Origin of the sequence: Geobacter anodireducens, from assembly GCA_001628815.1 — a bacterium.
GTDB lineage: Bacteria > Desulfobacterota > Desulfuromonadia > Geobacterales > Geobacteraceae > Geobacter > Geobacter anodireducens.
The window spans coordinates 3,327,734-3,346,853 of record CP014963.1 but is presented as its reverse complement, the minus strand read 5'-3'; the positions used below and the strand labels follow the sequence as shown (position 1 = coordinate 3,346,853).

At 62.4% G+C, this 19,120-nt stretch carries 14 protein-coding genes and 3 pseudogenes; 6 read left to right on the top strand and 11 right to left on the bottom strand.

Annotated elements, in window-relative coordinates:
- Window positions 1-34: 34 nt before the first annotated feature.
- Window positions 35-235 carry a hypothetical protein gene (locus A2G06_15380; GenBank protein ID ANA41391.1) on the top strand — a complete coding sequence of 67 codons (201 nt, stop codon included), beginning with the start codon at window positions 35-37 and terminating at the stop codon, window positions 233-235.
- Between the two features lie 117 nt (window positions 236-352).
- Here the strand turns inward: A2G06_15380 and A2G06_15375 are convergent, their stop codons facing one another.
- The 8 genes and pseudogenes from A2G06_15375 to A2G06_15340 all read right to left on the bottom strand — a co-directional run bounded on the left by A2G06_15375 (window position 353) and on the right by A2G06_15340 (window position 8,035).
- Entirely contained in the window at window positions 353-850 is a 498-nt protein-coding gene (locus A2G06_15375; protein ID ANA41390.1) for a ferritin, read from the bottom strand.
- Window positions 851-938: 88 nt separating this feature from the next.
- A pseudogene (locus A2G06_15370) lies at window positions 939-1,705 on the bottom strand (tRNA threonylcarbamoyladenosine dehydratase).
- A 27-nt stretch (window positions 1,706-1,732) separates the two neighbouring features.
- Window positions 1,733-2,500: a hydrolase TatD gene (locus A2G06_15365; GenBank protein ID ANA41712.1), complete on the bottom strand. Its 768-nt coding sequence runs from the start codon at window positions 2,498-2,500 to the stop codon at window positions 1,733-1,735.
- 36 nt (window positions 2,501-2,536) lie between these two features.
- On the bottom strand, window positions 2,537-4,084 hold the full coding sequence (locus A2G06_15360; GenBank protein ID ANA41389.1) for a HemD protein: 1,548 nt from the start codon (window positions 4,082-4,084) through the stop codon (window positions 2,537-2,539).
- A gap of 118 nt (window positions 4,085-4,202) precedes the next feature.
- A complete protein-coding gene (locus tag A2G06_15355) occupies window positions 4,203-5,159 on the bottom strand; it encodes a hydroxymethylbilane synthase (GenBank protein ID ANA41388.1) in 957 nt (318 codons plus the stop codon).
- Between the two features lie 68 nt (window positions 5,160-5,227).
- Entirely contained in the window at window positions 5,228-6,532 is a 1,305-nt protein-coding gene (locus A2G06_15350; protein ANA41387.1) for a glutamyl-tRNA reductase, read from the bottom strand.
- A gap of 18 nt (window positions 6,533-6,550) precedes the next feature.
- Window positions 6,551-7,364, bottom strand: a pseudogene (locus A2G06_15345) (c-type cytochrome biogenesis protein CcsB).
- A complete protein-coding gene (locus A2G06_15340) occupies window positions 7,361-8,035 on the bottom strand; it encodes a siroheme synthase (GenBank protein ID ANA41386.1) in 675 nt (224 codons plus the stop codon). Before A2G06_15340 ends, A2G06_15345 begins: the two are co-directional and overlap by 4 nt.
- Before the next feature lie 206 nt (window positions 8,036-8,241).
- Here A2G06_15340 and A2G06_15335 point away from each other — a divergent pair, with 206 nt between their 5' ends.
- Window positions 8,242-8,571, top strand: a complete 330-nt coding sequence (locus tag A2G06_15335; GenBank protein ID ANA41385.1) for a thiol reductase thioredoxin — start codon at window positions 8,242-8,244, stop codon at window positions 8,569-8,571.
- A 20-nt stretch (window positions 8,572-8,591) separates the two neighbouring features.
- Window positions 8,592-9,107 carry a thioredoxin gene (locus A2G06_15330; protein ID ANA41384.1) on the top strand — a complete coding sequence of 172 codons (516 nt, stop codon included), beginning with the start codon at window positions 8,592-8,594 and terminating at the stop codon, window positions 9,105-9,107.
- A gap of 76 nt (window positions 9,108-9,183) precedes the next feature.
- Here A2G06_15330 and A2G06_15325 read toward each other — a convergent pair whose 3' ends face one another.
- Window positions 9,184-11,025 carry an excinuclease ABC subunit C gene (locus tag A2G06_15325; protein ID ANA41711.1) on the bottom strand — a complete coding sequence of 614 codons (1,842 nt, stop codon included), beginning with the start codon at window positions 11,023-11,025 and terminating at the stop codon, window positions 9,184-9,186.
- A 194-nt stretch (window positions 11,026-11,219) separates the two neighbouring features.
- Here A2G06_15325 and A2G06_15320 point away from each other — a divergent pair, with 194 nt between their 5' ends.
- Window positions 11,220-14,033, top strand: a complete 2,814-nt coding sequence (locus A2G06_15320) for a hypothetical protein (GenBank protein ANA41383.1) — start codon at window positions 11,220-11,222, stop codon at window positions 14,031-14,033.
- 1 nt (window position 14,034) lies between these two features.
- A pseudogene (locus A2G06_15315) lies at window positions 14,035-14,744 on the top strand (peptidoglycan-binding protein LysM).
- A 96-nt stretch (window positions 14,745-14,840) separates the two neighbouring features.
- Here A2G06_15315 and A2G06_15310 read toward each other — a convergent pair.
- Window positions 14,841-16,484: a peptidoglycan-binding protein LysM gene (locus A2G06_15310; protein ID ANA41382.1), complete on the bottom strand. Its 1,644-nt coding sequence runs from the start codon at window positions 16,482-16,484 to the stop codon at window positions 14,841-14,843.
- 32 nt (window positions 16,485-16,516) lie between these two features.
- Window positions 16,517-17,776, bottom strand: a complete 1,260-nt coding sequence (locus A2G06_15305; GenBank protein ANA41381.1) for a hypothetical protein — start codon at window positions 17,774-17,776, stop codon at window positions 16,517-16,519.
- 663 nt (window positions 17,777-18,439) lie between these two features.
- Between A2G06_15305 and A2G06_15300 the strand changes: the two genes are divergently transcribed.
- Window positions 18,440-19,117, top strand: a complete 678-nt coding sequence (locus A2G06_15300) for a hypothetical protein (protein ID ANA41380.1) — start codon at window positions 18,440-18,442, stop codon at window positions 19,115-19,117.
- The last annotated feature ends 3 nt before the right edge of the window (window positions 19,118-19,120 follow it).

Below are 19,120 nucleotides of genomic sequence, written 5' to 3'. Positions count from 1 at the left end.
TTTGAATATAAATAGAGCAGATAGGAGGTTGCAGATGCCGATATACGAATATCGCTGTGAGGACTGTGGCGGGACGTTTTCCCTGCTCCAGAAGATGGGCACGGGCGAGCGCGAGACATCCTGCCCTGCGTGCGGTTCCGACCGGGTCAGAAAACTCATCTCCGCCCCCGCCGTGGGCAGCTCGGCCGGCGGTGCGCCGGCGGTCGGCCACGCCTGTTCCATTGGCGGCGGCTGAGGCCCGCTCCGCTGAGCCGTGAGCTCGGCCCGCACGACTCCATGACGCGAAAAGAGCGGCCCCTGACGCTGGGCCGCTCTTGTTCATGGGGGTGAAGAAATCCCGTGAGTTTTCCGATTATTCCCGCACGTATGTGTCCTGGTCCGACTCGTGGACCATGGTCATGACGTGCCGATACTCCTCCTCGATCAGCGCCAGATGCTTTTCCGTCTCCTTGATGACCTGTTGGAAAATTCCCTTGACCAGGGGATCGATAATGTCCTTGGCAAGGACGGTGTACTGGTCGATGCAGGCCTTCTCTTCTTTCAGGGCTATTTCGAGCGCTTTCTGCTCGTGGGTTTCCTCATCGATGGCCTTCACGAGCGCCATGTAGGTCGGATTCTTGGTGTCGACCGGCTGGGCCATGTAGGCAGCGATGTCGCCGAAATCGCCCCCCTTGTAGTGGTCGAAGAATGCCTTGAGGTGGCCGACTTCTTCATTGGCGAGCAGGTCGAAGACTTTCCTGGCCCGTTCATTCTTGGTAACGGTCGCTGCCTTGCGGTAGAAGTCCATGCTGTCCTTTTCACCCTTGATTGCCAGCTTAAGAGCTTCCTGTACCGAATATTCCTTGCCCATGAAGTATTCCTCCTTTCATCCCATCATATCGATTGTGTAAACACAGTATAGCGGCAGTTATGCGCCGTTCAACCGGTCAACGCAATTTTCAACGGGGCTCCAGCAGGTCGTTCACCACGATGCCGGCCATGGTGAGTCCGAATATGCTGGGGATGAAGGAGATGCTGCCGAGGATCGTCCGGCGGTGCTCACAGGAGAACCGTTGTTCCTCTTTGTTGGGGCAGATGCAGTCGGATCTGCACCCGGCATCAGGCATGGCCTGTTCGCGATACTCTTCGGTGGAGTAGACCACTTTGACACCGTTTGTGATCCCCTGCTTGCGGAGGAGCTTTCGCACCACCTTGGCCATGCGGCAGGTGCTCGTCTGGGCAATATCCGCCGCCCGGATCCTGGTGGGGTCGAGCTTGTTGGCGGCCCCCATGCTTGAGACGATGGGCAGCCCCCGCTCCTTGCAGCTTCTGATCAGGTGGAGCTTGCTCGTGATGTGGTCGATGGCGTCCACCACGTAGTCATGACCCCCCGAAAGGAGGAAGTCGCTGTTCCCCGCCTCGTAGAAGTCCTTGTGGGGGACAATGTCCGTCCGGGGATTGATGAGGCGGAGGCGTTCGGCCATGACCTGCACCTTGGCGCGCCCCACGGTCCCGTCCAGGGCGTGGAGCTGCCGGTTGACGTTGGTGAGGCAGATATCGTCGAAATCGACGAGGACCAGCCGGCCGATCCCGGCACGGCAGAGGGCCTCTGCCGCGAAGCTGCCGACCCCGCCGAGGCCGAACACGGCAACAGTCGAGCCGTGCAGCCGCTGAAGCCTTCGGGGCCGATCAGGATCTCGGTGCGTGAAAAACGGTGAAGGGACATGGGGTACCTCGGTGTCAGTGCAACGGGTTAGATTGTGTCGATCCGGCGGAAGAGCCAGAGGGCGTTTCGGGTTGTCTGGGCGGCGAGTTCCCGGATGGTCGTTCCCCGGAGCTCCGCCACCCGTTGTGCCGTCTCCGTGAGGAATGCCGGCTCGTTGGGGCACCCGTGCCGGGAGCTGGGCGTCATGTCGGGGGCATCGGTCTCCAGAAGCAGCCGGTCCGCCGGGATGATGCGTGCGATTTCCAGCGGACGGACCGCGTTTGGGCGTGTCACCACTCCTGAAACGGCGATGTGGAGCCCGAGCTTCAGGCACTCTGCCATGATTTCGGCGCTCCCGGAAAAGGCGTGCATCACGCCGCCGATGCGGGAGATATGCTCTTCGCGCAGGATGGCAAGCAGGTCGGTAAAAGCGCGGCGGCAGTGAATCAGAACGGGTGCACCGGCCTCTACCGCCACGCGGAGCTGGGCCCTGAAGGCCGCCTGTTGAACGGGGCGGGGAACGGCGCAGAGGTAGTCGAGGCCGATTTCACCGACGGCAACGGCATCACGCGCCAGTTCTGCGAGCCGGGCGAGGGTCTGCTCGTCGGCCCGGTCCGCGTACATGGGATGGATGCCGAAGGCGGCGGAAACACGGGAGTACCTGTGGGGCAGGAGGGCGATCTCATCCCATCCCTCCGGGGCAACGCCGGGGACGATGATCCGGTCGACGCCGGCATGGCGAGCCGAAGCCAGGACCTCGTCGAGGCGTCCTCGCAGGGGCGGGGCGTCCAGGTGGCAATGGGTGTCGGTGAGCAAGGGCTCCATTCAGCTCTACTGCCCCGTGAACGTGGCTCAGGCAGGTGCCGCGACGTGGCGGACCATCTCGGCGGCGAGGGCCGCCAGGGTGTACTCCTGCGGCTCGATATGGACCTGCAGTCCCAGCTCGCGGCAACTGCGGGAGGTGATGGGACCGATGGAGGCTATGGTTACCCCTTCCAGCAGGTGGAGCATTCTGTTCTCGCCAAGAATGGCCGCCAGGTTCTGCACGGTGGACGAGGAGGTAAATGTTACGCAGTGAACGCGCCGGGCCTCCAGTTCCTCGACAACGCCGGCCGGGAGCGCCTCGGGCGTGGCGTTGCGGTAGGCGATCGGTGCCTCGACCTGGGCGCCGAAGGCTGCAAGGCCCGTGGGGATCACGTCCCGCGCCCGGTCACTTTTGGGGAACAGGACCCGTTTGCCGGCCAGCGGCACGTCGCGAAGCACGTCAATAACCCCTTCTCCTTTATAGTCTGCGGCCACCAGGTCGGGCCGGATCCCGTAGGGGGCAAGGGCCTCGGCCGTTTTCGGGCCCACGACGCAGATCCGGCAAGCTCCCAGGGCGCGCGAGTCGCGACCCGCGGCGGCCAGCCGCTGGAAGAAGAAGCGTACGGCGTTGAATGAGGTGAAGATGGCCCAGTCAAAGGTATCGATGCGGCTGATGGCGTTGTCGAGGTCTTCCCAGCTCTCGGGCGGCACGATGGCGATGGTGGGGCACTCCAACACCCGTGCGCCCAGGGACCGGAGCATGGCGCTGAACTCGCCCGCCTGGTCGGCGGCGCGGGTGACCATGATACTGCGGCCGAAGAGGGGCCGGTTGTCGAACCAGCGAAGCGTTTCACGAAGCCGGACCACCTCGCCCACAACGGTTATGGCCGGTGCCTTGAACCCTGTGCGGCGGACCTTGTCGGCGATGTCGGCCAGCGTTCCCACCAGAACTTCCTGCTCCGGCCGGGTTCCCCAGCGGACAAGGGCCACCGGGGTGTCGGCGCGCCGGCCGTGGGCCATGAGGTTCTCCGTAATGTGCGGGAGACTCTTCACTCCCATGTAGAACACAACGGTGCCGCTGCCGAGTGACAGCCCTTCCCAGTCGATGTCCGACGATTCCTTGCCCGGGCTCTCGTGTCCCGTGACAAAGGCGACCGATGTGGTGACGTTGCGGTGGGTGAGGGGGATGCCGGCGTAGGCCGCAGCCCCGATTCCCGCGGTCACTCCCGGCACCACCTCGAAGGGTACGCCGGCGGTGACCAGGGCCTCGCACTCCTCGCCGCCCCGGCCGAAGACAAAGGGGTCGCCTCCCTTGAGGCGCGCCACGATGCGTCCTTCAAGCGCCTTGCGGACCAGGAGCTCATTGATCTGCCACTGGGCCCGGTTGTGTTGACCCCCCACCTTGCCGGCATAAATGAGTTCCGCATCGGGACGGGCGAAGGAGAGGAGCTCGTCGTTGGCCAGATAGTCGTAAATGACCACATCGGCCCGCGCGATGCATTCCCGGCCCCGAACCGTGATGAGGCCCGGGTCGCCGGGGCCGGCGCCGATGAGGTAGACAAGACAATTGTTACGGGACGCTGTGGACATGGTCATTGTGCAAAAAAGCCGACCACAGGGGGCACAGAGAATTTCAGAGGAAGAAGGTCCGGGCAGGTTTCCTCTGAATCCCTCCATGTCCCCTGTGGCCGGAGACGGTGAAGCGGATGGACGATTAGACCGGGATTTCCTTCTCCCGGGACACTTCCCGCTGGTAGACCTCGGCAAGAATTTCGTGCCCGCCGTCGGTGAGGAGCTTCTCGGCCAGGGCGATGCCGAGCTTCTCGCACTCGGTCACCGGCCCCGAGATGCTCTCCTTGACGGAACGGGTGCCATCCACGGAGGCGATGAAGCCGGTCAGGACGAGGGAATCTCCGCTCACCTGGCCGTGGGCGGCGATGGGAACCTGGCATCCCCCCTCGCAGCGCCAGAGCAGTGCCCGCTCGGCCCGTACCGCGTGGGCGGTGTCCGGGTGGTTGAAAAAGTCGATGGTTTCCCGGACGGCCTGATCGTCGAGGCGGCACTCCAGGCCCAGGGCGCCTTGACCAATGGCCGGCAGGGAGAGGTCCACGGGCAGATATTCGGTCACCGCATCGGTGAATCCGAGGCGCTTGAGGCCTGCGGCGGCCAGGATGACGGCGTCCAGCTTGTCCTCGGTGAGCTTCCGGATGCGCGTCTCCACGTTGCCGCGGATGATCACCATTTCCAGGTCGGGACGGACCTTGAGAAGCTGGGCCTGGCGGCGCAGGGCCGACGTGCCGATCTTTGCCCCCCGGGGCAGGTCGGCAAAGGCCACGCCGTTGGAAATGACAGCATCGCGGGGATCTTCGCGCTCGGTGATGCAGACCAGCCCGAGACCTTCGGGAAACTCGGTCGGCACGTCCTTCATGCTGTGCACGGCGATGTCGATCTCGCCCCTCAGCATCGCCTCCTCGATCTCTTTGACGAAGAGGCCCTTGCCGCCCACCTGGGCCAGGGGGACGTCAAGGATCTTGTCGCCGGTGGTCTTGATCTTCACCAGCTCGACCTCCATGCCGGGGTAGCGTTTTTCCAGCTCGGACTTGACCCAATTGGCCTGCCAGAGAGCGAGCTGGCTCGCCCGGGTTCCGATTCTGAGGCGGTTAAGTGCCATAGGTTTCCGGTCTCCTTACTGTCTCGTTAATGGGGTAGCACATACATGCAGCAGAGGGGCCGAGCGGGTTACTCCTCAAGCTCCAGGCTTCCTTCGGGTTCCGGAAGCTCGGTCTGGAGATCGAAGAGGGTGCGCAGGGCGTCCACGTAAAGATCGGTCCTCCCCCCCTGGCCGGTCCGCTTGAGGGTGGCGGTGGGAGGGTGGAGGAGTTTGTTGACGATGGCGGCAGTGAGTGCCTCCAGCCGCTTTGCTCCATCGGGGGGCAGGTCTTTCCAGGCCGAGAGGGTCTTTTCCAGCTCGGCCCGGCGGACATCCTCGAATTTGGAGCGCAGGGCCACGATGGTCGGCGTGACCTCAAGGCTTGATATCCACTTGTAGAACTGGCCGATCTCCTCCTCGATGATGCCTTCCGCCTTCTTGGCCTCCTCGGCCCGTAGCTGGAGGTTGGAGGCGACCACGTTCTGGAGGTCGTCCATGTCGTAGAGATAGACGTTCTCCACGTCGTTGACCTTGGGATCGATATCCCGCGGGACGGCGATGTCTATGAAAAACATGGGCTTCATCTTCCGGCGGCGGATCACTTCTTCGATGTCCTTGGGCCGGATGATGTAGTGGGTGGCACCCGTGGAGGAGAGTACGATGTCCGCCTTGTGGAGCTGGTCAAAGAGGTCCTCGAAGTGGATCGCCTTCCCCTCGAACTCCTCGGCAAGCCGTTCGGCCCGCTCGTAGGTCCGGTTGGTGACCATGACGCCGCGTACCCCGTTGGTCAGGAAGTGTTTTGCCGCCAGCTCGCACATCTCCCCGGCACCGATGAGCATGACGGTCTTGTCGGAAAGGTCGCCGAAGATCTTGCGTGCCAGCTCCACGGCGGCAAAGGATACCGAAACGGCCGACGAAGCAATCTTCGTCTCGGTACGGACCCGCTTGGCCACGGAAAATGCCTTGTGCAGGAAACGGTTGAGGATGATGCCCGAAGTCTTGAATTCCGCGGCATAGCCGTAGGCGGTCTTGATCTGGCCGAGGATCTGGGGTTCGCCCACGACCATGGAGTCAAGGCTTGCCGCCACCCGGAACACGTGCCGTATGGCCGCTTCCCCGTGATGACTGTACAGGTGGGGCTCAAGAACCTCGACGGGAACACCGTGATAGTCGCCCATGAAGCGTTTGAGCCGCGCCATGCCGCCGGCCACGTCTCGGGTCGAGGCGTAGAGTTCGACCCGGTTACAGGTAGAGACGATTACCGCCTCGGCGATGTCATCAATGGCGACGAGCGTCCTCAGGGGGTTTTCCATCTGGGTTGGCGAAAAAGCGACTTTCTCGCGAATCTCCACGGAGGCTGTTTTGTGCGAGAGCCCCACCACAACAATGTTCATGTCAGTATGCCTCTTCTCTCACTTGTAGCTGTGCAATCCCGACATGAAGAGGTTCACGCCGAGGAAGGTAAAGAGGAGCACGAAAAAGCCGATAATGGCGAGCCAGGCCGCTTTTTTGCCGCGCCAGCCGGTGGTGAGCCGGCCGTGGAGCAGCGCCGCATAGACGAACCACGTAATGAGGGACCAGGTTTCCTTCGGGTCCCAGCTCCAGTAAGTGCCCCAGGCGGTTTCAGCCAGATTGCGCCGCTGATGATCGCGAAGGTGAGGAGCGGGAAGCCGAGGGTGAGGCAGCGGTAGTTGATTTCGTCGAGCACGTCCAGGGAGGGAAGCTTCTGATAGAGCGCGCCGAGCTTTTTGTTTTTGAGAAAGTGTTCCTGAATGAGGTACATGATGCTGCGCCGAAGGCCACCGCGAAGGCTGCGTAGCCCAAGAACGCCATGACCGTATGAATGGCGAGCCAGCGGCTCTTGAGAACCGGATTGAGAGGCGAGATGGCCGTGGGGAAGCCGGTGGAGCCGATCAGGATCAAGAGCACGAGGGGCGTAATGAAGGAGCCGAGGATGATGGTGCGGTACTTGCGCTCAAAAACCAGATAAACCCCCGCGATTGCCAGGCCGAAAAAAGAGAGCGACTCGTGGAGGTTGGTAATCGGCGTGTAGCCCGCCTCGATATAGCGGTCCACGGTATAGACGGCATGGACAGCGAACCCGCCGGTCAGTACCCATCGGGAGACCTTGCCGAGCACCTCCCGCGGCTTGACGAGAAACGCGAGATAGGCGGCGCTCGCAGCGAGGTAGAGCAGCAGGGTTGCGACAAAAAGAACGGCGTTCATGGGGAGTCCTTTCTCCCGAATCCCAGGTTTTCCAAGGTACAGTCGGGACCGGCGATGCGCGCGAGGGTTCGGTCCAGTTCCTCGAAGTTCCGCGATCTGACCATTTCAGGCAGCGGTGCAGCGGACAGGTCGTGCAAAATGTTCTTATTGTATGCGGCGTTTTTTGACGCAGTCAACAGCTTTTCACGAATCGCGCCAAGTATGAGCAGGGCTTCAGCATATTCCTGGCCAATGGTGCCGGCGATGTCATCCCTGACGCGTGCCGCGAAGCCGGGGACGCCGCCGCCGGTGGAGACGGCGATCACCAGGTCGCCTCGCCTGAGGACGGCCGGGCTGATGAAACTCCCCCGTTCGGGGGCGTCGATAACGTCAACGGGAATCCCCCTGTCATGGGCCTCCGCGGCCACGGCCCGGTTCACAGCCGGATCGTCGGTGGCGGCATAGACAAGCACCGAGCCCGCCAGGTCGCCGTCTGCATAGGGCCGCTGTGCCAGGCAGATCAAGCCGTCATTGGCCAGCTCCAGCAACTGCGCATCAAGCCGGGGGGCAATGACCGTCACCCGGGCACCGGCCTCCAGCAAGGAGAGGCACTTGCGCCTGGCAACCCTTCCGCCGCCCACGACGGTCACGGGACGACCGGTCACGTTGAGGTTGATGGGGAGAAATGTCATGAGCTTGTTTCCCCGGTGTCAATAAAATATGCCATAATAGGTCCTGGTGTAGCAGATTTCACCACGTTTGCCAAGGGTGGCGCGTTTGCCGGAAACGGCACTCTGCGGTGGGAAGCGCGCCGATTGCGACCGATTTCCTCCTTGATGTTTTGAGGTCGCTCGGCTATATTCTAAAACTACTATTCTTTTCGGCAAAGGAGGCTTTCATGGCCAGCGACAAAGTCCTCACATTCAGTGACGATACCTTCGATAACGAGGTGCTCAAATCACCCGTTCCGGTTCTCGTTGATTTCTGGGCCACCTGGTGCGCCCCCTGCAAGGCCATCGCTCCAGTCATCGATGCCATTGCCGACGAATTCGACGGAAAAGTGAAGGTCGGCAAGGTCAATGTTGATGACAACCCCGGAACCCCGGGCAAGTATGGCGTACGCGGCATCCCCACCGTTATCCTCTTCAAGGAGGGCAAGGTCGTGGATCAGGTGGTGGGGGCCGTGCCCAAAGCCCAACTTGAGGCGCTTATCAAAAAAGCGCTGTAATCGGTACAAGAGGGAATCTTATGAAGGTTACCGGTATCCTTGGGGCCGTCGCGGCAGCGGCCTTCGTTATTGTGAGCGGATTCGCATCGCCGTCCTTCGCCCTGCCCAAAAAGGGTGAGCCGGCTCCTCCCCTCAAGGTGGTGAGCACGTCCGGCCAGCCCATCAGTCTGGCCAATTACAAGGGCTATGTGCTGGTGGTCGACTTTTTCGCCACCTGGTGCCCCCCTTGCCGGGATGCCATCCCCCACCTGGTAACCCTCAATCGCAAATACGGCAAGCAGGGTCTCCAGATTCTCGGCCTCTCTCTCGACGAGGGAGACGAGAAGGGAGTCAAGGATTTCATCGTCAGCAAGCGGATCAACTATCCCGTTGCCCTGGCATCTGGTGACATCCAGACCGACTACGGGCTCCGGTCGCTGCCGACGGTGTACGTCATCGACAAGAAAGGTAACGTGGCGGAAAAGTTCATGGGTGGCTCCGATGAGACCTTGAGAAAAATGGAAGACCTGGTGAAGAAGCTGCTGGCTGAGAAGTAGGGCGCTTCGGCTCACTCTGTCCGCACACAAGGCGGCCTCCCGCACGGGGGCCGCCTTGTGTTTTCAGGGCCTGCGTCTATGGAGCCTCGGACTCTTCGCCGTGGAGAGCCTTCCAGATGGCATCCGCCAGGGCGGGTGAGACGGAGGGGACGGTGGCAAGCTGTTCTCGGTCCGCCTCGCGCAGTGCCCTGATGCTGCCGAAACGTTTCAGCAGTTCACGTTTGCGTTTTTCGCCGATACCGGGGATGCCTTCCAGGATCGATCGGATCGAGCCTTTGCCGCGCAGTTTCTGGTGATAGGTTATGGCAAAGCGATGAGCTTCGTCCCGGATTCGTGCCAGGAGCAGAAGCGGTGCACCGTTCTGCCGGAGCACCACCGGGTTGCGGCGGCCGGGGAGAAAGACCCGTTCGTCGCTCCGGACCACCTCATTATCGGACATATTTCGTTCTACCCTGCTTTTTGCCAGGGAGACGGCATCAATGCCGTGAAGCCCCAGCTCCTCCAGGATTGCGGTCAGCACATTCAACTGCCCAATTCCCCCGTCAATCACGATGAGGTCCGGCCGATCGTCCCCGCCGTGTCCGTCCCTGAAGCGCCGGGACAGAACTTCGTGCATCATGGCGAAGTCGTCGGTGCCGGGAACGGTCCGTATCCGGTAGCGGCGGTACCCCGTCGTGTCCGGAGCGCCATTCTGAAACCGGACCCTGCTTCCCACGGAATAGCGGCCCTGGATGGTGGATATGTCGTAGCATTCGATCCGTCGGGGAAGATTGGCCAGGTGGAGCTTTTCCTTGAGCTCTCCGAGAACCTGCTCCATGCCGGAGTCCTTTTCCCTCTTTTCACGCAGGTACGCCTCGGCGTTTCTCGCCGCCAGCCTGACCAGTTCTGCCTTGGTCCCTCGCACGGGGTGGCGGAGAACGGTCTTTTTACCCCGCCGTTCCGTTAGCAGTTCCCCGAGGGGATCCGTGTCGTCCACGGTGAAGGGGATGAGGATTTCATCGGGGATGACGACATCCCTGTTGTAGTAGACGGACAGGAATGACGAGAGCCCCTCGGCGTCATCCATTTCCCAGTCCAGGAAATAGTTGCGGCTCCCCATGAGACGGCCGCCGCGGTAGAACAGAATCGAGACGGAGAGGTCTGTGACGTCGCGAAAGAATCCGACCACGTCCGTGTCCCTGTCGCCGGCCACCATCTTCTGTTTCTCCACGGTCACCTCGATGGCGCGGATCAGGTCCCTGTAGCGGGCGGCGTCCTCATACCGTTCATCCGCTGCTGCCGCGGCCATGCGCTGCCGGTAGAGACGGGTCAGGTCGCTGTTTTTCCCCGCAAGGAACAGGGCCGCGCCTTCTGCCAGCGATTGGTAGTTTTCGCCCGAGATGAGCCCGTGGCAGGGGGCGGCGCACTGCCTGAGCTGGTAAAAGAGGCAGGGGCGCCTGCGGCGGCGGCAGGTCTCCAGCGGGTAGTGGCGGAGCGGGAAGAGCTTGTACAACTGCTTGAGGACCTCCCGGGCGGCAGAAGCGGAGGAATAGGGGCCGAAGTAGCGGGCTCCGTCCCTGGCCGGCCGTCTCACGATAGTCAGGCGGGGAAACTCCTCATTCATGTCGAGCCGGAGGGAAAAGTAGGTTTTGTCGTCCCGCAGGTCCAGGTTGTACCGGGGTCGGTGTTCCTTGATAAGGGTGTTCTCGAGGAGGAGGGCTTCCTTCTCCGTGTCGGTGACGATCACGTCGATGTCGGCGACCCGTCCCACCAGGAACCGGATATGGTAGCGCGACTCTCCCCCCTTGCTGAAATAGGAGCGGACCCGTTTCCGGAGGCTCTTGGCCTTTCCCACGTAAAGAATGTCCCCACCGTGTCCCTTCATGAGGTAGACGCCCGGAGCGTCGGGGAGGGTTGTCAGTCGCCTGGTGTCGAACATGATGCCAGTATAGCGGCAGGCAGCAGTTTTGGGAAGGCGAAGCCATCCTCGGGCCACAGTTGATCCGTTGGGCCGTTTATCGCGTAATTACAGGGGTTCGCGCCGGCATTCCCCGTTGACAAGCCACGGTTATGATGCTATGTAACTGAACTGATTACTTACACCCCCTGCAAGCCACTGGAAAGGTTAAGCCCGTGAATTTTATGAAATCCTTCCGCATTACCTTTGTCAGGTGCCTTGCCGGATATCTCATAATCGCGTCGCTCCTTACCTCCCCCGCCTTTGCCGTCACCTCTGAAGACTCACAGATATTCATTGCCGGCTTCAACGCCTATCAGAAGAAGGACTACCAGGCAGCCATCGACCGGATGAAGACGGTCCTCGATAAGTATCCCGATACGCCGTTGCGCGACATGGCCATTTTCTGGCTTGCCCGGGCAAGCTTCAAAGCTGGGTACGAGCGGGATGCCGCCCGCTATATGTCGCAGTTTTTCAAGGAATACCCCGACAGTCCTCTCAAGGGAACTGTGGAGGACGATCTCCTCGGCCTCGTAACACGTTACGACAAGGGGGAGCAACTCCCGGCAATGGCCCGGCGAGGGGCCGAGCCGGCGGTTTCGGAGCCTGCGGCTGCCCGCCAGGCTCTGGCTGAAAAGACCGCCGCTGCCCGCCAGGCTGCTGAACAGGCTGCCCAGAAAGCGGCGGGTGCCACTGCCGGAGCCGCCACCACTACTGCTGAGGCGGTAGGTGCCGCCACTGCTGCCGCTACCGCTGCGAGTCAAGCTGCCGCCCGGAAAGCTGCTGAGGAGAAAGCGGCTGCCGAGCGCCTTGCCGCAGAGCAGGCTGCCCGCGAACGGGTGGAGGCTGAGAGGCTTGCCGCCCAGAAAGCCGCTCAAGAAAAGGCGGCTGCCGAGCGCCGCGCCGCAGAGCAGGCTGCCCGAGAGAAAGCCGAGGCTGAGAGGGTTGCCGCCCAGAAGGCTGCGGAAGAGAAGGCGGCTGCCGAGCGTCTTGCCGCAGAGCAGGCCACCCGCGAGAAAGCCGAAGCTGAGCGGGTTGCCGCCCAGAAGGCAGCAGAAGAGAAGGCGGCGGCCGAGCATCGTGCCGCAGAGCAGGCAGCCCGCGAGAAAGCCGAAGCTGAGCAGGTTGCCGCCCAGAAGGCAGCAGAAGAGAAGACGGCTGCCGAGCGTCTTGCCGCAGAGAAGACTGCCGCAGAATTGAGAGCAGCGGAGCAGGCGGCGACAGCCAAGGCCGAAGCCGAGCGCGTGGCCGCCGAACAGGCCCGGCGCGACAGGGAGGCTGCCGAACGCCTGGCTGCCGAGAAGTCAGCCCGTCAGAAGGAAGAGACTGAACAGGCCGCCGTTCGCCGCGCCGAGGAACAGAAGCGGGCCGCTCTGCGCGAGAAGGCCGTTGCCGAGTATAAATCGCTCATCGACCGCTTCCCGGGGACCCGGGCCGCTGCTGCTGCCGCCGCCAAGCTCGCGGAAATGGGGATCACCCATGTCGCACCAAGCCCGGCCGTTGCCGCTGCCCCTCCGGCGCTCCCCGAAAGGAACGCCCAGGTCCTCACGCTGGAGGTGGGGCAGTTCGCCGATGCCGATCTCACGATTCAGCCCCAGGCCCAGGGCCTTGAGGCCGGCAAGCGCCACGAGATCCCCTTTGAAGTGGTCAACCGGGGCAATGGCACCGACAGCTTCTACCTGGAATCGGGTTTCCCCCCCGAATTCGGAGCCCAGTTCGCCGATGCCGGCCGGAAGGAGATGCCGATCAACCTAACGCCCTCCCTGGCGCCGGGAGAACGATTCCGGGGGATACTCTCCATTGCGGTGCCCCGTGAGGCTATCGACGGGCAGAAGCTGGTCTATCCGATCAAGGTCGCCTCGCGTCTCGACCGTGAGGCATCCCAGGCACGGGACATCTTCCTGACCGCCTCGGCCCCGCTCCTGCGGGCAGTGGTCAAGACGGACAAGAATCAGGTGCTTCCCGGCGAAAAGGTCTCCTATCGGGTCGTGCTCCTCAATATCGGGACCGCCGCTGCCCAGGGAGTGGCGCTTCGCCTGAACTATCCGCCCCAGTATGAGCCGGTGAACTTTGGCGAGGCCGGGTTCAAGCAGGAAATGAAGGCGGCTCTCGTCCTGGACGGCATGCGGCTCGTTTCCGGGGAGAGCCGGGAGTTCGAAGTGACGTTCCAGCTCAAGGATGAGGCCATCGCACGCCAGGAACTCTTCCTGCGCGCCGACCTGATCAACAGCGAGCTGCAGACCCGCGATTCGTTCATCTCTGCGGCGGCTGTGGTCAAACCGGTAAGCGGGGTGGCCGTCAGGACCGCCAGCGAGAAACTCGTGGTGATCCCCGGCCAGCAGGTTTCGATCCCGCTGGTGGTTACCAACACCGGCAACCAGCGCGAGGATGTCATCATCAAGCCCAATCTTCCGCCGAACGTGGCCTATACCGTCTACCAGGACCTGAACCGCGACGGCATCCGGCAGAACAACGAGCCGATCATTAACCACGTGGGCCCCCTCGCACCCAAGGAAGAATCGTACGTGATCCTCGATCTGTCCACTCCCCTCTCGGAGAGCGACGGGACTGCCGCCACCGTTGCCCTGGCCTTCGAGCCGGAAACCGACCGGACCCGGGGAACTCTTGCCTCGCTGCGTCTTCTCTACTCACGGCCGGTGGTGGACCTGGCCATGAGCGGCAAGGGCGGACGCCTGAAGCCGGGCGAGGTTTCCTCATTCGAGCTCAACTTCACGAACCGCGGCTCGAACATGGCCAAGAGTGTCGAGCTCCAGAGCACCATGCCCAGGGACCTGGAGCTGGTGGCGTCCGATCCGTCGTTCGCCCGAAATGCCAACGGCGACTATCTCTGGACCTTTGACGAACTGGGCGCCAGCGAGAAGCGCACCATCAAGGTCACGTTCCGCGTCCGTTCGGGCACTGCCGTGGGAACGAGCATCCAGGTCAAGAATGTCCTGAAGTATCAAGATCAGTTGGGAAACAGGTACTGATATGAAGAGCGCACTCAGGGTCGTTTCCGCCTCCCTCGTCCTCTCCATGGCCTCCCTGGCAGCCGGCGGGGAATACCTTCTCTATGCGCCCCAATCTTCGGAGGGTGCTCGTCCTTCGGGGCCGGACGAAGGGGTGCTCGTCAGGAGCATAACCATCCAGAAGGGGGATACTCTGTATTCCCTCTCCCGCAAGTACAACGGCAAGGGCGGGTACTATCCCCAGATACTTCTCTTCAACGAAATCAAGAACCCTGACCTTATCTACGCTGGCAACAAACTCATGGTGCCGGTGGCCCCGGTCGGGCCGAAAGCGGAGTTCAGCCTTCAGCCCTCCGCTGCTCCGGCCGCCGTGGCCGGAAAGAAGCCGGTCCCTCGCCCCGTCCGGGAGAAGAAGGTGGTCCCGGGCGCGACCCGCCGGAAGGCAACGCGGGAGCCGCTGTGACCACGTCCGCCCGGGCGCCGAAGCCGGCGGTCGCCAAGGCCCCGGCAAGCCCGCGGCCTGCGGCGGAAGCGCACCGGCCCCAAACGGCAACGGCGGATGAAAGCGAGCACTCTCTCTACGAGAAAGGGGTGAGCGCATACAAGGCGGGGGCCTACGCGCAGTCCGTTGAACTGTTCGAGCGCTTCCTGGCCCGTTTCCCGTCCTCGCCGCTGGTCCCCGACGCAACACTCTATCGCGCGGATGCCTTCCTCAAGATGGCTGGCCAGTAACGCACCAACCTTCCAGTCGAACGGCAGGCGGTTCATATGCAAAGAGGGGGGTGTCCCGGCGGACACCCCCCTCTTTGCGTTTTCTGCCCTATGCTGCTAGCGCTCCCATTGTAATAATTCCGCGAATGCCGGGTCCACGGGGCGATCGATGATCAGCATCCGACCGCTGACCGGTCCGAGTCGCGTCACCCTGAACCCTACTACCGATACGGTGTAGCGGTCATGGGTAAAGTCGTGGCGGCCAAAGGAGTGGGGATAGCGCAGAGTCGTGAGGATCCTGTCCGCGACGATGGCGAAGTCGTCCGTTTCTCCCAGTTGGATGACGCCGTATCCTTCCAGTTGCAGCAGGCGAAAGAGTGTGTAGTTGTAGGAATCATTGTCGTTGCAGCTCAGGATGAATTTTTTCCCGTCGTTTTCAAAGTACCCTTCCACGCGGATGCTGAACCGGCTCTCAGCATTCTCCCCCATGGAGCCCGATACAATCCGGTTGCGTTCCAGCTTCACGGTCAGGGCGTCGAGGAGCTGGACAGCCAACTCGCACGGGGTCGTGCCGGTGATGCCCCTCACCTCGTAGCCCGGCACCGACGGTGGCTGCGGGGCGGCTTGGCAGAATTCCGCAACAGTGATTCCGTTGTCGGCCAGGGTAGAGATGAGTGCCGCCGGGAGGCAGGAGCCACTCCGTTCAAGGAAGAGGAGCACGCTCTCCGGGCCACGCATGGCCACTGCCGGCAGTCTGGTGATTCGGTAGTCGGCCCGGACCGTGAGTTGGGGATCCGAACCTATGGTGGCGACGGCGTCTTCCTCGACGCGGGCGAATTCCGCGGCGCGAAGCAGTACGGTGAAAAAATCACGCTCGCTGCCGGTTCCGCGGGAGATCAGCCGGATATCGGAGTGTTTTTCAGCCAGGATATTTTTGTCGCGGGGGAGTAGAGCTCCCTTCATGTCGACCAGGATCTTCCCTCCATCCGCGGCGAGCAGAAGAGGGAATTCTTCGGGTGAGAGCACCTTGCCGTTGAGAGAGATGGGCCCCACCCGCTCCTGGCCGGGGACGAGGCTCTGCCACAGGGAGATGAGCCGCTGGCTGAAGGAAGAGGCGGATGCCGGAGCGGCGGCAGGAACCGGGTAAGCAGGCGGTGCTGTTTCAACGGCTCGCACCATCGGTGCCGGCGCGGGCCGGGGGGGCGCGGCTGCTTCCACGGCGGGAGGGACAGTCGGCTCGGGCGGTGCTGCAGGGGCGGGCGCCACTGCCTGGGCCGACGGTTCCTCAGGGGGGGGCGCTGCTACGGCGGGTTCGGCCGGCTCCCGGCGTTCACCGGTCTCCTGGGCGCGCCCGGTAGTGCGTGGTCCCGCAAGGGGGATGAGGATGGTCTGCCCAACCGAAAGACGGGTGATGCTCCGCAGGTTGTTGATCCTCTGAATCTCCGGGATGAGCGCTTCGGCCGCCGCATTGGAAAGGCCGTATTCGCGCATCAGTACCTTGAAGATGAAATCTCCCGGCTTAACGGTATAGCGGGAAACTCCACCCTTTGTTTCGGCAGGTGCGGTGCCGCGCTTTGTTTCGGCAGAAGCGGCCGGAGCGGCGGTCTTGCGTTTGGGGGTGCGCTTGGCCGGGGCAACGGTCTGCAAGTCCTTCACGTCGAGTTCGAACGAGGTGGCGGAGGCTGACGCCGGGGCGCCAATGGCCATGAGCAGAAGAAAGGCACGAAGTAGCGGGACCCGGTAGAAATGGCATGTGTTCATGTGGTTCCTCGGAGAGCGGGATGGCAGGGCCATCAGGGGAAATAGACTACGAACGCCCTGATGGAGCCTTTGGGCGCTGTCCGGTAGATCAGTATCCTGGCCCCAGCCGTGGTCGTACCCTTTTCCACGTGGAAAGAGCCCTTGGTTTCCTTGTCGTTGATGGAGAACTGCCGTACCCGGGTCATTTGTTCAAGGGCTCCGCGCATGAACGATTCGGGGATCCCGACACCGCTGCGGTCGATGGACTGGATCGCCTTGATGACTCCTGCCTCGCGGTAGACCTTGAACTCGGTGCGGGCGCCCAGGTATCGCTCCCATCCGGGATTTTTATCGCCATACGCGCGGTCGGGTTTCTGGCGGGGAATGAAAGGGGGCAGTTCGGTCATACCGGCCGGCAGGGCCTGGGCGGGAGCGATCGCCGGAGCCGCCGGAGGCAATGTCTCCGGGGCGGGTGCCGGTGGCGGAGACGCTGGCTTCTGCTGCGCTGTGCCGGAAGTCGTAGGTTTAACTTCGGCAACCAGGGCCTGTGAGCGGTGCGTAGTGGAGCTTGTGCCAAGCGAGACAGCGAGGTAGATGACCACTGCCGCGACAATCAACACCCCCGCACCGATAGCGACCGGCCTGACCGTGGACCGGGAGTCGCCGGGCCGCCTGCGGACGGGCTGCCCTTGCGGCGTGTCGTCATGGGCAGGTTCAGCCTGCCTGCCAAGGGCCACTTGCTCCTCGATCTCGGCAAGAGGTACGGGGGGAAGGGTCTCTTCCATGACACTCTGCAGTTTCTGGTCAAAGGGGGATGGTTCCGCCGGTTCCGGAGCCGGTGGGACATGGTCGGCCGCCTGCGTTGCCTGGGGTGGGGCGGCGGCCTCCCCGGCGGTCGCCGGCGCTTCCTCCGTTTCGGCCCCTGCCTCCGTCACCGCCGGTTCGTCTTGCCGATGCATGGCGCCGGTAATGAGACCGATAATGGCGGCGGCGAGGACCGCATCCGCCTGAGTGAGGTCCAGGCAGGAGTCGATTATGCCCGGCACCGGCGCGCACTCGGCCGCATCGCCGAACAGAACGACTGTGGGCCGCCCGTCCGTCTGGCCGGAGGTCAGGTGGCGTGCGAGAATCTCGCCCGAAAGTCCCGACAGGTGGTTCTGGATGAAGAGGAAATCGGGGACAGCTTCTGCCATCTCCTCGGTGCCCTGGTTCAGGGTCCGACACATCCTGAAGTGAATCTGAGAAGACTCCTGCGTGAAGCTGAAGAGTCCTTCAAGCCGAGCTTGATCGGCAATGAGTAGGATTGTGACCACGTGTCCCCCGCTTTCCCTGAAGCTGGCCGTATTCTAAGAAACCGGCGTCGGAGAATCAACACTTTAATACATCATTGAAACGCGGTTGACCCCCTGTAGGCACAGTTGGATGCGTTCCGGGGCTTCGGCTGCGAAAAATCATTGACAACACATTGCCGACCTTGTTAAAAGTGAAAAACATTTTCAAGTTCAATAGTGGGGCTTGCTGCGGGTAAAACAGCGATACGTTAGATTGTTATGGGGTTTTGGTTTCGGCTACCGCACCTTATCGCACGGACATAAAACCGATCTTTCGATGCCAGGTGTGCAGGCTGGCATGGCGCAGAGGCCGTCCCCGACTATCATGCTTCCAAGGCCGAGAAGGAAAAACGGCCTGCCAAGGGGCAGGGGCTGCGGATGGACACATATAGTCATCTGGTTTTTTATACGGCGTGGACTGACACCGGCGCCATCATGCGCAGGCTTCACGACGGGAAAAACAGCAAGGATGCCACGCCGGGAACTATGTACCAGCATCTCGGTGCCACAGAGTAAGAGCGGCAAAAGAACCTCGCGGTCTTCAAGGTGTGGGTCGGTGCCTGGAATCTCAAAAGATCGCCCCGCATTGCCAGGGAAGAGCTTAACGCCATCACGGTCACGTACTGACGGGGGAAAGGGGGTGCCATGGGGCAGATTGTTTCGGAAATGCGGCACAGTGTTCGACGGCCGGTCTGGCACGATCTGGCGGAACGGTTCGCTGAGCCCCGGGAGTGTCTGGCGTCGTTTCTCGCGCTGGAAGCGGCCGAGGTGCTTGCGGGCGAAAAGCCCGCCAACCTGATCGGCATTGCCAACCGTAGCCGCGCATGCGGTCGCAATCTTTACATCCTCTGGAAACAGTGGGGGGCGATGGTACTGGGCAAGAGCGGCCTTGGCGTCCGGGAGTTGTCCGACCGCGGGGATTCGCTGTTGCTGCTTATCTATCGCCCGGAAACCCTTGAGGCCCTGCTGCGGCGCCCCAGCGCCTCAGCGGTGCTGGCGTGGGCGGGATACGGCACAGCCAGCGGGCTTGACGAGGTGCTGACGGAGCTGTCGGCACGCATCGCCGGTCATGGTTTTCCTCATGAGATCGGGGTGTTCCTGGGTTACCCTCTCAAAGACGAGCTGGCTTTCATGGGGCTGGTGAGGATTCCGTTCGTCTGCCAGGGACCGTGGAAGATCTTCGGCGACCCCAGGGAGAGCCTGCGCCTTGCCGAAGTCTTTCGTTGCTGCCGGGCGCGGATGGCGGAGCGCCTGAACAGTTGTGCCTCGGCGCTCGATTGTCTGACGGACGGGACGTTACACCCAGTCGCCGACCTTGAATGAAAA